The organism is Serratia sp. CY81684 (assembly GCF_052166595.1).
GTDB classification, from domain to species: Bacteria; Pseudomonadota; Gammaproteobacteria; order Enterobacterales; family Enterobacteriaceae; genus Serratia; species Serratia nematodiphila.
Window position 1 is genome coordinate 1,073,704 of the sequence record NZ_JBJNOO010000003.1, and the last position, 12,807, is coordinate 1,086,510.

11 protein-coding genes are annotated in these 12,807 nt (G+C 58.6%); 6 read left to right on the forward strand and 5 right to left on the reverse strand.

Annotated features, from left to right (window positions below; genetic code table 11):
* Positions 1–152: 152 nt before the first annotated feature.
* The gene (locus ACJ8QF_RS12985; protein WP_044031058.1) at positions 153–1,697 is read left to right on the forward strand and encodes a TerC family protein; all 1,545 of its coding nucleotides are present in this window, start codon (positions 153–155) and stop codon (positions 1,695–1,697) included.
* 16 nt (positions 1,698–1,713) lie between these two features.
* Here ACJ8QF_RS12985 and ACJ8QF_RS12990 read toward each other — a convergent pair whose 3' ends face one another.
* From ACJ8QF_RS12990 to pabB, 4 genes are all read right to left on the reverse strand, one after another.
* Entirely contained in the window at positions 1,714–3,300 is a 1,587-nt protein-coding gene (locus ACJ8QF_RS12990; RefSeq protein ID WP_004927593.1) for an EAL domain-containing protein, read from the reverse strand.
* Positions 3,301–3,568: 268 nt separating this feature from the next.
* The gene (sdaA, locus tag ACJ8QF_RS12995) at positions 3,569–4,933 is read right to left on the reverse strand and encodes an L-serine ammonia-lyase (protein WP_004927589.1); all 1,365 of its coding nucleotides are present in this window, start codon (positions 4,931–4,933) and stop codon (positions 3,569–3,571) included.
* Between the two features lie 446 nt (positions 4,934–5,379).
* Entirely contained in the window at positions 5,380–5,958 is a 579-nt protein-coding gene (locus ACJ8QF_RS13000) for a CoA pyrophosphatase (protein ID WP_004927587.1), read from the reverse strand.
* The gene (gene pabB / locus ACJ8QF_RS13005; RefSeq protein WP_004927584.1) at positions 5,955–7,328 is read right to left on the reverse strand and encodes an aminodeoxychorismate synthase component 1; all 1,374 of its coding nucleotides are present in this window, start codon (positions 7,326–7,328) and stop codon (positions 5,955–5,957) included. The genes ACJ8QF_RS13000 and pabB overlap by 4 nt, the downstream gene beginning before the upstream one ends.
* A 522-nt stretch (positions 7,329–7,850) precedes the next feature.
* Here pabB and ACJ8QF_RS13010 point away from each other — a divergent pair.
* On the forward strand, positions 7,851–8,852 hold the full coding sequence (locus tag ACJ8QF_RS13010; protein ID WP_004927582.1) for a glycosyltransferase: 1,002 nt from the start codon (positions 7,851–7,853) through the stop codon (positions 8,850–8,852).
* A 70-nt stretch (positions 8,853–8,922) separates the two neighbouring features.
* On the forward strand, positions 8,923–9,162 hold the full coding sequence (locus ACJ8QF_RS13015; RefSeq protein ID WP_015378151.1) for a YoaH family protein: 240 nt from the start codon (positions 8,923–8,925) through the stop codon (positions 9,160–9,162).
* Between the two features lie 34 nt (positions 9,163–9,196).
* Here the strand turns inward: ACJ8QF_RS13015 and purT are convergent, their stop codons facing one another.
* On the reverse strand, positions 9,197–10,375 hold the full coding sequence (gene purT / locus ACJ8QF_RS13020; protein WP_004927575.1) for a formate-dependent phosphoribosylglycinamide formyltransferase: 1,179 nt from the start codon (positions 10,373–10,375) through the stop codon (positions 9,197–9,199).
* A gap of 246 nt (positions 10,376–10,621) precedes the next feature.
* Here purT and cspE point away from each other — a divergent pair, with 246 nt between their 5' ends.
* The 3 genes from cspE (at position 10,622) to ACJ8QF_RS13035 (ending at position 12,773) form a co-directional block, all read left to right on the forward strand.
* The gene (gene cspE, locus ACJ8QF_RS13025) at positions 10,622–10,831 is read left to right on the forward strand and encodes a transcription antiterminator/RNA stability regulator CspE (RefSeq protein ID WP_004927572.1); all 210 of its coding nucleotides are present in this window, start codon (positions 10,622–10,624) and stop codon (positions 10,829–10,831) included.
* A gap of 147 nt (positions 10,832–10,978) precedes the next feature.
* Positions 10,979–12,361, forward strand: coding sequence for an ATP-dependent RNA helicase DbpA (dbpA, locus tag ACJ8QF_RS13030; protein WP_131164783.1), 1,383 nt, complete (start codon positions 10,979–10,981; stop codon positions 12,359–12,361).
* An 88-nt stretch (positions 12,362–12,449) separates the two neighbouring features.
* Positions 12,450–12,773, forward strand: a complete 324-nt coding sequence (locus ACJ8QF_RS13035; RefSeq protein WP_049240288.1) for a YebG family protein — start codon at positions 12,450–12,452, stop codon at positions 12,771–12,773.
* The last annotated feature ends 34 nt before the right edge of the window (positions 12,774–12,807 follow it).

The following is a 12,807-nucleotide window of genomic DNA, read 5'->3' on the forward strand; positions in this document are numbered from 1 at the left end:
ACCTGCTGGCGTTGCATATGCTGTTCGGCCCTTCGGCCATCTCCCGGTAATCCCATCCCGTCACTTTGCTATTGTCGACTGCGCCCATGCAGCGGCGGCATCGTCACGTCTGAGCGGCGTGCGCTCATTCCCACTTTTTTCTGGAGTCTGATATGGAATTTTTAATGGACCCCTCTATTTGGGCGGGGTTGCTTACGCTGGTGGTGCTGGAAATTGTGCTGGGCATCGACAACCTGGTATTCATCGCCATTTTGGCCGATAAGTTGCCGCCTAAGCAGCGCGATAAGGCGCGCATCATCGGCCTGTCGCTGGCATTGCTGATGCGTTTGGGCCTGCTGTCGGTGATCTCCTGGATGGTAACCCTGACCACGCCGCTGTTCAGCGTCGGCGATTTCAGCTTCTCCGGCCGCGATCTTATCCTGCTGTTCGGCGGGGTATTCCTGCTGTTCAAGGCCACCATGGAGCTGCATGAACGGCTGGAAGGGCAGACGCACCAGGATGGCGCCAACCGCGGTTACGCCAAGTTCTGGGCTGTGGTGGTGCAAATCGTGATCCTTGACGCGGTGTTCTCGCTCGATGCGGTGATCACCGCCGTGGGCATGGTGAACGATCTGCCGGTGATGATGGCGGCGGTGGTGATCGCGATGGCGGTGATGCTGCTGGCATCCAAGCCGTTGACCAACTTCGTCAACGCGCACCCGACCATTGTGGTGCTGTGCCTGAGCTTCCTGTTGATGATCGGTCTGAGCCTGATCGCCGAAGGCTTCGGCTTGCATATTCCTAAAGGCTATCTGTACGCCGCGATCGGCTTCTCGATCCTGATTGAATTGTTCAATCAGATCGCGCGTCGCAACTTTATCAAGCATCAGGCGCGTCGCCCGATGCGCGAGCGCACCGCGGAAGCGATCATGCGCCTGATGGGGCAGCAGCGTGCGCAGCAGGCGGACGACGCGGTGGCGTTGCCGAGGGATGAAACCTTTGCGGCGGAAGAGCGTTATATGATCAGCGGCGTGCTGACGCTGGCCTCGCGCTCATTGCGCAGCGTGATGACGCCGCGCACTGACATCTCCTGGGTCGACTGCGAACGCTCCCGTGAGGAGGTGCGCGCACAGTTGCTGGATACGCCGCACAGCCTGTTCCCGGTGTGTCGCGACTCTGTGGATGAGATCGTCGGCGTGGTACGCGCCAAGGATCTGCTGGTGGCGCTGGAGCAAGGGGAAGATATCGCCGAGTTTGCCGCCCGCACGCCGCCGATCGTGGTGCCGGAAACCATGGATGTCATCAAGCTGCTGGCGGTGCTGCGCCGCGCCAAAGGGCGTCTGGTGGTGGTCACCAACGAGTTCGGCGTGGTGCAGGGGCTGGTGACGCCGCTGGATGTGCTGGAAGCGATTGCCGGCGAGTTCCCGGACGAAGATGAAACGCCGGACATCGTGGCGGAAGGCGACGGCTGGCTGGTCAAAGGCGGGACCGACCTGCACTCGCTGGAACAGGCGCTGGCCTGCGATGACCTGGTCAGCCCAACCGCAGACTACGCCACTCTGGCGGGGCTGCTGTTAGCCCACTACGGCCAGATGCCGGTGGTGGGGGACACCATTGAACTGAACCACCTGCGTTTCGATATCGTCGAGGTCTCCGACTATCGCATCGAGTTGGTGCGTGTCACCCGCGTCGTCTTCGACGAACCGGCGCATTCGTAACCCACCCGCCGGAGGCTCAGGCCTCCGGCGTATTCTCTTCCGTTTTCCTGACGCGCGATTCGTACTGCTGCAACCACAGCGGGAAAACGTGGATCGGCATCGGCTTGGCGAAATAATACCCCTGCAGGGCATTGACTTCGCGTGAGCGCAGATAGTCGGCCTGTTCCGCCGTTTCTACCCCTTCAGCCACCAGCTTCAGCTTCAGGCGCTGCGCCAGCGTAATGATGGTATCGGTCACCGTGGCGTTGACCGCGTCGGTACCGATGGCCGCGGTAAACCCGCGGTCGATCTTTAACACGTCCGGGCTAAGGTTCTTCAGGTAGCTCAGCGAGCTGTGGCCGGTGCCGAAATCGTCGATGGCCAGCATGATCCCCATGTCTTTCAGCGTCCGGATCTGGTCATGCTGGATCGCCGACAGCGCGGTGCGTTCGGTCAGCTCCAGCATCAGTGACGGCATCGGATGCGCCGGCAGCCAAATCCGGCGGATATCGTCGATGATGTTGAGCGTTTTAAAGTGTTCGGCGGCGACGTTGATGCTGATGTAGAACGACGGTCGCGGCGGGAACAGCTGCAGATTTTCCGTCACGGTGTTCATCAGATAACGGGTCAGCGGAATGATCAGCTCATGCTGCTCGGCCAGCGGAATAAACACGTCGGGGGAGATCCACCCTTGCCGCTTCTTTTTCCAGCGCAGCAGCATCTCGACGCCGGCGCAGCGCCCGGTGTCGCTATGGATGATGGGCTGGCAATAGACGCGGAACTCGCGATGGGTGATGGCATGGCCGATGTGATAAGACAGGCTCATGCGGTTAGCGGTGAGCAGATAGACCACATAGGCGGCCAACAGGCTGATCAGCAGCGCCAGCGGGATATGGCGCGGCAGTGCGGAAAGCGCCAGCATGCCGATCTGCGGGCCGAACAGCGAAATCGAGAACGGGTATAGCGCAGAGCCGGCGGTGTAGCGCAGATCGTTGGTCAGGGTGTCACGGCTCAGGATTTCACGTCGGCCGTATTCCAGGCTGCTGTCAGCCACGTTCAGCACCACGCGCTGAACGTAAGGCTCCTGCGGCTCGAGTAAAAAGTTGGACAGCAGCTCGATATTAAACACGTGCAGCACGCCGCTGGTTTTATCGTGGGGGGATGGCGTCCACATCACCAGCGTGGGCAGGCCTTTACTCACCGCCAGCGAAGGGCGCAGCGCCAGCCTGGCGTTGCTGTTGACGAAGGTCGGCATTACCGCGGCCAGCTGATAATGACGGGAACCAAACAGGCTGGAGCAGTAAATAATGCCGTTTTTTACCAGCAACATGGCGCGTAGCGCCTGATTCTGCGCGGCGCGAAAGCGCAGGGTCGACGAAACGTTCTCGCAGGGCTGGTCCAGCATGTCCATGCTGCGCTCCGCCTGCAGCTGAGCCGGTGTCAACAACTGGTTGAGCTTGCCGACGGTGCGGGTGGCCAATGTCTGTTGGCTCAGCTCGATACTTTTGACCTCTTGATAGTAACGGGTATACAGCGATACCAACAGAATAGCCGCGCCCACCGCTCCGGCCAGCAGCCAACGGTAATAACGATATCGGGACGCGGCGAGGTGGGTCATCAACATCCGGTAAATCCTTGTTCGGTAATCCAGCCCCGAGTCACGGTCAGGTCATAGATCCTTAAGTTGCGCTCGGCTAATTCTAGCCTGAGGTTATACAAGATTGATGGTAACTCAGTAAATTATTTCGATTTGGCAAAACAGAAGGTCAATTTGCAGGCTAACCGCCGGATCGATGAGAGAAATGCAGAATTTTTTCTGGTGACATTGTCACAAAAGGCGGCTAATAAATTGATTACCCATAAAAAACCCCGCCGGGTGGCGGGGTTGTCTGTCAGTCGCATTGCACCTTGATTGCCAGGCCGCCGCGTGACGTTTCGCGGTACTTGGCGTTCATGTCTTTGCCGGTTTCGTACATGGTCTCGATCACCTTATCCAGCGAAACGCGCGGCTCGCTGGTGCGGCGCAGGGCCATGCGGGCGGCGTTGATCGCCTTGACCGAGGCGATGGCGTTGCGCTCGATGCACGGCACCTGCACCTGGCCGGCGACCGGGTCACAGGTCAGACCCAGGTTGTGTTCCATGCCGATTTCCGCCGCCACACAGACCTGCTCAGGGCTGCCGCCCAGCAGTTCGGCCAGACCGGCCGCCGCCATGGAGCAGGCAACGCCGACTTCACCCTGGCAACCGACTTCGGCGCCGGAAATGGAGGCGTTCATCTTGTACAACGCGCCGATGGCACCCGCCGCCATAAAGTAGCGGATGTAGATATCCGGGCTGACGGACTCGATGAAGTGATCGTAGTAAGCCAGCACCGCAGGCACGATGCCGCAGGCGCCGTTGGTCGGCGCGGTGACCACGCGGCCGCCGGCGGCGTTTTCTTCGTTAACCGCCAGCGCGAACATGTTGACCCAGTCGATCACGTTCATCGGATCGCTGGACAGTTTGTCCGACGCCACCAGCATGCGGCGCAACGCGGAGGCACGGCGCGGTACGCGCAGCGGCCCCGGCAGTACGCCTTCGGTGTTCAGACCGCGGTCGATACAGGCGCGCATGGTTTGCCAGACGTTGCCGAAGTAGGTCTCGATCTCTTGCTTACTGTGCAGCGCCAGTTCGTTCTGCATCACCATGCCGGACAGCGACAGGCCGGTCTCGCGGCAATGGTCGAGCATTTCGCGCGCGGAGTTGAACGGATATGGCATTTGCAGTTCTTGCTCGGCGGCCTTACCGAAATTCTCCTCGTCGACGATGAAACCGCCGCCGATAGAGTAATAGGTCTTGCTGTACACTTCTTTATCGCCGGCGAAGGCGTGGATCTGCATGCCGTTTTCGTGCAGCGGCAGGTTGTCGCTGCGGAAGACCATGCCGCCGTCGCGCGGGAAATCGACTTCATGCAGGCCGTTGGCCAGCATCAGGCGTTGACGTTGTTCTACATCGCGAATAAAACCCGGAATGCTATCGATATCGACGGTGTCCGGCATGTTGCCGGCCAGGCCGAGAATGATGGCGATATCGGTATGGTGACCTTTGCCGGTCAATGAGAGTGAGCCGTAAACGTCTACGGCAACACGCGTGATAGAAGGCATCAGGCCTTTATTTACCAGATCGTCGACAAACTGTTTGCCGGCTTTCATCGGTCCAACCGTATGAGAGCTGGACGGGCCGATGCCGATCTTAAACATGTCGAAAACGCTAATCACGCTAAAACTCCTTAAAGAGACGTATTGTTATGGCTGCGGCGGTCAAAAACCGCGCAGGGAACAGCGATATTGTAAAAGGGCCGTGCGGGTTCGGCTGCCTTTTTCGCATGAAATTAAATAATCCGTGGTGTCGCTTTTTTTACTGATTACCCGGGGCGAACCCTTGTGCGGGGTATCCGCTTTCGCCCAAGCTCCATTAGCGGTAATCGCGCCAGCTTTCCGTGCTGAACGCCGCCGGCTTAATCCCTGTTTCTACAGTGGTTTATCTCGGACGGTGGTATTTTACAGGTATTTCGTAAGGTTTAAGAGAGGGTTTACAGTTTTTTTAAAACCATTCAAACGGAACGGTAGTTGAAAAAGCGATCAAATGAAGTGATAGCGATCGCTTTACCCGCCGCGAAGGCCGGCAACCGTGCCAGATTGCGAGTCAGATCACGTAATGCGGGCTAAATACTGACCTGTTGCGCCAGGCGCCGAATGATGGCGGCGGTCAGCCCCCAGATAAACTGGCTGTGATACCAGGAGAGGTAGATGCGGTGCGTATGGCCGGCGCGATGAATATCCAGCGGATAGTAACGCGACAGGGTCAGCGCTTCCCGCAGGGGCATCTCGAACACGTCCGCCACTTCGCCTTCATTGGCGTGGAACTGCACGTCCGGCGGGATGAGGCCGACGATAGGGGTAACCTGAAATCCGGTGCTGCTGTCGAGCGGCGCCATTTGGCCGAGGACAGTCACCGCCTGCGGCGGTATCGCCACTTCTTCCTGCGCTTCTCGCAGCGCCGTGACGATCGCCGATCCGTCTTCGGCGTCGGTTTTGCCGCCGGGGAAGGCCACTTGACCGGCATGTTTGCGCAGCGAGTCGGCACGGCGGGTCAACAGCAGCGTCGGCTCGGCGCGGCAGACGATCGGGATCAGCACCGCCGCCGGGCGCACATGGTGCGAAATCTGCGTCGCCTGCGGCAGCTGCAGTTGAAAACGGCTGATAAAGGCGTGCAGTGAGGCCGGTGAGTTCGATGGGATCACGACAGGGCATACTCCCCTAGCTGCGGCAAAATGCGGCCGACCTTGTCGAAGGTCTCCTGGTATTCCGCCTGCTCCTGGCTGTCCGCCACGATGCCGCCGCCGGCGGAGCAGTGGATGCGACCGTTTTCGGTGACGAGCGTGCGAATGGTGATATTGGTGTCCATGGTGCCGCAGGCGCTCAGGTAACCGATGCTGCCGCAATAGGCATTGCGGCGCTGCGGCTCCAACTCTTCGATGATTTCCATCGCGCGCACCTTGGGCGCGCCGGTGATCGAACCGCCGGGGAAGCAGGCACGCAGCAGTTCGGCCGCCGAGGTATGGTTTGGCAGGGTCGCGGTGATGGTGCTCACCAGGTGATGCACGGCGGGGAACGGCTCCACGGCGAACAGTTCTGGCACCCGTACGCTGCCAGGTTGGGCGACGCGGCCGATATCGTTGCGCAGCAGATCGACGATCATCAGATTTTCAGCGCGATCCTTGGGTGAATCGGCCAAACGGCGAGCCTGCGCGGCGTCCTGTTCCGCGTCCGCCAGCCGCGGCAGCGTGCCCTTGATCGGGCGGGTTTGGATACGCTGCTGCTCCAGCCACAGGAAGCGCTCGGGAGAGACGCTCAGTACGCTGTTGTGCGGCAAGCGCAGGAAGGCCGAGAACGGCGCGCGGTTGCAGGCGCTCAGGCGGCAGAATGCCTGCCATTCATCCCCCTGATAGTCGGCGGAGAATCGTTGTGCCAGATTAATTTGGTAACAGTCGCCGCTGCGCAGGTAGTGCTGAATACGTTGGAATTTCTCGCCGTATTGTCGCCGGCTCATATTGGCGCGCCAGTCGCTCAGTAGCGTGAAAGGGCGTTCTGTAGGTGCGGTTTGGCTATTGAGCCAGCGCCAGCGCTGCTCCACATCGCCATAGCTGAGCAGCGTCAGGGTTTGCAATTGGTGGTCGGCGATCGCTGCCCAGTCATAAATGCCCACTGCCATATCCGGCAAAGCGAGGTCGGCTTCGGCCAACTGCGGCAGGGTTTCCACCCGGCGCCCAAGATCGTAGCCGAACAGTCCCAGAGCTCCGCCCTGAAACGGCAGGTCCGGATTAAACGCCGGCTGCCAACCTTGCGCCGCCAGTTGCTGCTGCAGCAAGGAGAACGGATCTTCCTGCGACTGAATGGTGACGCCGTCACTTTCGATTTGCGTGTCGGCACCCTGGGTGGTGAGTGTCACGCGCGGTTGTGCGACCAGGATATCGAAACGGTTGTGCGAATGGTCGGCAAAGCCCGAATGCAGCAGCATCGCCCAAGGCTGCGATGAAAGCGGGGCGAAAAGCGTCATCAGGGCACGGCGGCTGTAGGGCAAAGATTTTATGTTTGGGGCGGTTACGCTCATGAACGTCAATAAACCTGGCTGTGAGGACGGCGATATCTGGCGGCTAGTGTGCCATAGACGGCCACGTCATGCATGTTTTGCCATGCGCGACATGCAGCACAGTTCACATAAACGGCAGCTCAATAAACCTGAAATAAGGCATTTTTTGCGCCATTGATTATACTTCGATATGTTAAAAATTTAACGTCAAATGCACTGGAAGCCTATTCATCGAGGGCGCAATACCCGAGAAATATAAAAAAAGATTCGTTAATTTCATAAATTTATTATTTCTGCTTGTTATTAGAGGCGGGGGAGATGTTGCTATGCCCGATTTTAGCAACGTCGCCGCCTTTTGGAATTAATGGCTTAATTACTCAGCGCTTTTCTGGCGCGGGTTTGAGAAAGAAAGGCCAGTTCGGTCCCATTAGCCAGCGCGGGAATTTGCAGTGTTTCACGCTTATCCCAAGCCTACGCAGGCCGAATGAGTCTTTTAGAAAAATAAAATTATTATTTTGTTACATTATCATTGAAGAGCTGACTATGTCGTTAATGCTGAGCGTGATCGTCCCGATGCACAATGCGGGGGAATTATTGGAGCCTTTCCTGGCCTCGCTGCTGGCCCAGCGCGAGCAACGGTTGGAGGTGATCATCGTCAACGATGGTTCCACTGACGGTTCAGGAGAGATCGCGCACCGTTACGCGGCGGTACATCCGCATATTCGTGTGATCGATCAGGCCAATGCCGGTGTTTCTAACGCGCGTAATGCCGGGCTTGCCGTTGCCCAAGGCAAATATGTGGCGTTTCCCGATGCCGACGACTTGCTGGCGCCGGAGATGTATTCCACGCTGCTGGAACAGGCGGAAAAACACCAATTAGACGTGATGCAATGTAATGGCGAGCGCTATTTCACCAGCCAAGATGAATTGCAGCCGATTTTTCCCGAGGCGCGTTTGCGTACCACCGATGTGATCAGTGGCGTGCAGTGGTTTGAACGTGCGCTGGAATCGCGAAAGTTTATTCACGTTGTATGGCTGGCAATATATCGCCTCGACTTTATTCGCCAGCATCGGCTTTATTTCGAGCCGGGGTTACATCACCAGGATATTCCCTGGACGACAGAAGTTATGTTTAATGCCAAACGGGTCAAATATTTAAGTACGCCGCTGTACCGTCAACGGGTGCACGACAAGTCGATCAGTAATCGTCGGCGCATCGGTAAGGCGAACGTGGAGTATCAACGCCACTATATGAAAATCGTCGAAATGCTGGAGCGGCTCAACCAGCGCTATGCGGGCACTATCGTCATTCGTCCGGCTTTCCATTGGCAAATCACCCGCGAAGCGCTGGGCATTTGCCACAGCATTCGTCGCGAGCCGGAACCGGCCGCTCAGAATCAGATCACCGAAGAGTTCTATCAGCGCGGTATCGACAGAGCGATGTTCGCCAATGCGCGCGGCCTGAAGCAGGGGTGGCATGTCATGCTGTGGCGGCATCGCCTGAAGCAGTGGCGCAACGATAACGGCTGTTCGCAACCGGCCTGACGCACCAGACGTTGGGATCCGCCGCGTTAGCGCGTATACTCCTTCTCCCTTTTGCCGGAGAGAACGACACATGCATGCAGGTATGCCATTACTGAATCACGCGGAGCAGCAGGAAGCGGCGGATCGCATCCATCAACTGATGGAGCAGGGCATGAGCAGCGGTGAGGCCATTGCTCGCGTTGCGCAGGAAATTCGCGAGAAGCATCAGGGTGCTCAGGTTGCGGTATTGTTCGATGACGAAGACGAGCAACATGAGGCCGCACCGGAGGCGTCGCGGGATGACGATGCTGAAGAAGACGAAGACTATTGACGTTATCGGGGCCGCGCAAGCGGCCCCGTGAGTATCAGCCGTTGACCGTCACGGCGGCGGCGGCTTGTTTCGCTTGCTCCACCGCCAGTTCCGTCGTGTTGGCCGTCGCCAGCGCTACGCCCAGACGACGTTGCCCGGCGATCTCCGGTTTGCCGAACAGGCGCAGCTGGTTGTGCCCGCGCAGCGCATTTTCCAGTCCGCTGAAACGCACATCGCTGCTGGTGAGCTGCGGCAGGATCACCGCCGAAGCGGAAGGGCCGAACTGGCGGATGGCGCCAATCGGCAACCCGAGAAACGCGCGAACGTGCAGGGCGAACTCGGACAGATCCTGTGAGATCAACGTAACCATGCCGGTATCGTGCGGCCGCGGAGACACTTCGCTGAAGATCACGTCGTCGCCGCAGACGAACAGCTCCACGCCGAACAGACCGAACCCGCCCAGGGCTTTCACCACCTTCTCCGCAATAGCCTGAGCACGGCTCAACGCCGTGGCTGACATGCGCTGCGGTTGCCAGGATTCGCGATAATCTCCGTCTTCCTGACGATGGCCGATCGGCTCGCAGAAATGTACGCCGTCCACGGCGCTGATGGTCAGCAACGTAATTTCAAAATCAAATCTTACCAACCCTTCGACGATCACCCGGCCGCCGCCGGCGCGTCCACCCTGTTGCGCGTAATCCCAGGCGCTTTGCAGCTGCTCAGGCGCACGGATCAGGCTTTGCCCTTTGCCGGAAGAACTCATCACCGGTTTGACGATGCACGGGTAGCCGATGTGCTCGACCGCCTGCCGGAAAGCCGCTTCGCTGTCGGCAAAGCGATAGCTGGAGGTGGGCAGGCCAAGTTCTTCCGCCGCCAGACGGCGGATGCCTTCGCGGTTCATGGTCAGGCGCGTGGCTTCGGCGCAGGGCACCACGCGGTGGCCCTGACGTTCAAGTTCCACCAGCATGGCGGTGGCGATCGCTTCGATTTCGGGAACGATATAGTCCGGCCGCTCTTGTTCGATAACGGCTTTCAACGCGTCACCGTCCAGCATATTGATGACGTGACTGCGGTGCGCCACATGCATGGCGGGGGCGTCGGCATAGCGATCGACGGCGATCACTTCCAGACCGAGGCGCTGGCATTCAATGGCGACTTCTTTACCCAGCTCCCCGGAGCCGAGCAACATAACGCGGGTGGCGGAAGGGCGCAGGGCGGTTCCAATCGTTAACATAGTTTCGTACCTGGATCGGTGAAAGTAAGCGGATTGATGATCGGCGGGCAGTATATACGAAAACGATTGCGTTCACAGCCACCGCGCCAGGTTTGTTGCTAACTTACTGTTTTTATAACAAGCAGAAATATTTGCCCTGCCTGGGCGATTGTGCGTTAATAAGCGACGGCGAAAGAAGGCCTATATATAGCAAGGTTTTCGCGTCTCGTGCCGTCAAGGCAGGTTTATCAAGTAAAGGAAACACAAATGAGCAAGATCACTGGTCACGTTAAATGGTTCAACGAAAGCAAAGGTTTCGGCTTCATCACGCCTGCCGACGGCTCTAAAGACGTTTTCGTTCATTTTTCCGCTATCGTTAGCGATGGTTTCAAGACTCTGGCTGAAGGCCAGCAGGTTGAATTCTCCATCCAGGACAGCCAACGTGGCCCAGCTGCAGCCAACGTCGTTGCGATTTAACGACTGAGCCGCCAAGAAACCCGCCGCCGGCGGGTTTTTTTATGCCCGCAGCCCGTAACGCCGCCCATCTCTGTTATCATTTACCGCTGATTCGGCGCCAACCTGCGGGCGCGCCGCCATTCCATTCGTCATATAAGAGTTATCGCCGTGAGCACAGTTTCTTTTTCTTCCCTGCCTCTGCCAGCCGAACAGTTGGCCAACCTCAACGAACTGGGGTACGCCAAAATGACGCCGGTGCAGGCCGCCGCGTTGCCCGCTATCCTGCAAGGGCGAGACGTGCGCGCCAAGGCGAAAACCGGCAGCGGCAAAACGGCGGCCTTCGGTATTGGCTTGCTGAATAACATCGTCGTTACTCAGGTTGCCACACAGGCGCTGGTGCTCTGTCCCACCCGCGAGTTGGCCGATCAGGTAAGCAAAGAGCTGCGTCGCCTGGCGCGTTTCACGCAAAACATCAAAATTCTGACGCTGTGCGGTGGCCAACCGATGGGGCCGCAGCTCGACTCGCTGGTGCACGCGCCACACATCGTGGTGGGGACGCCGGGGCGCATTCAGGAGCATCTGCGCAAGAAAACGCTGCTGCTGGACGAGCTGAAGGTGTTGGTACTGGATGAGGCCGACCGCATGTTGGATATGGGTTTCGCCGACGATATCGACGATGTGATCAGCTACACGCCGCCGCAGCGTCAGACGCTGTTGTTTTCCGCCACTTATCCGGCGGGCATCGAACGCATCAGCGAGCGTGTTCAACGCCAGCCGCTGAGCGTCGAGGTGGACGATGGCGAAGCGCAGACCTCCATCGAACAACGCTTTTATGAGACCACGCGCGAGCAGCGTCCGGCGCTGCTGGTGTCGGCCATTCGCTACCATCAACCCGCGTCCTGCGTGGTGTTCTGCAATACCAAGCGCGATTGTCAGACAGTGCTTGAGGCCCTGGAGGCCCGCGGCATCAGCGCGCTGGCGCTGCATGGCGATCTGGAGCAGCGCGACCGCGATCAGGTGTTGGTGCGCTTCGCCAATCGCAGTTGCCGAGTGTTGGTGGCGACCGACGTCGCCGCTCGCGGGCTGGACATCAAAGAGCTGGAGCTGGTGGTTAACTACGAACTGGCGTTCGATCCCGAAGTGCATGTGCACCGTATCGGCCGCACCGGCCGCGCCGGCATGAGCGGGCTGGCGATCAGCCTGTGCACGCCGCAGGAGATGGCGCGGGCGCATGCGATTGAAGACTACCTGCAGATGACCGTCGATTGGGCGCCGGTGTCCGAGCTGAGCGGGGCGGCCAACGGCTCGCTGGAGGCAGAGATGGTGACGCTGTGCATCGACGGCGGCCGCAAGGCGAAGATCCGTCCCGGCGATATCCTTGGCGCGCTGACCGGCGATGCCGGGCTGACGGCGGCGGAAGTGGGCAAAATCGACATGTTCCCGGTGCATGCCTACGTCGCGATCCGTAAAGCCAGCGCGCGCAAGGCGTTGCAACAGCTGCAACAGGGCAAAATCAAAGGCAAGAGCTGCAAGGTGCGGCTGCTGAAATAAGCCGAAGGCGGGCGGCGGTTTGCCCTCCCGCCATTATCTATTTATACTGTATGTAATTACAGTTATTTGAGTATTTGAGGACGCACGCATGGCGGTTGAAGTTAAATATGTGGTGGTGAGAAACGGTGAGGAAAAAATGACTTTCGCGAGCAAGAAAGAAGCCGACGCCTACGACAAAATGCTGGATCTGGCGGATAACCTCGGAGAGTGGCTGCAACAGTCGCCGCTGAACCTGGACGACGAACAGCGCGAAGGGCTGAGCTTCTTCCTGGCAGAGAATAAAGATGCGCTGGGTCTGATTCTGCGCGGCGCTTCACCGGCGGAAACCCTCAAGAAACCGGCGGAAGCGAAAGCGAAAAAAGCGGCCTCTAACTCAAAAGAGGGATCTGCGTCAGAAAAGCAAGCGGCATAATGACTTATGTTGCGGTGTTGTGATGAAAAAGGAT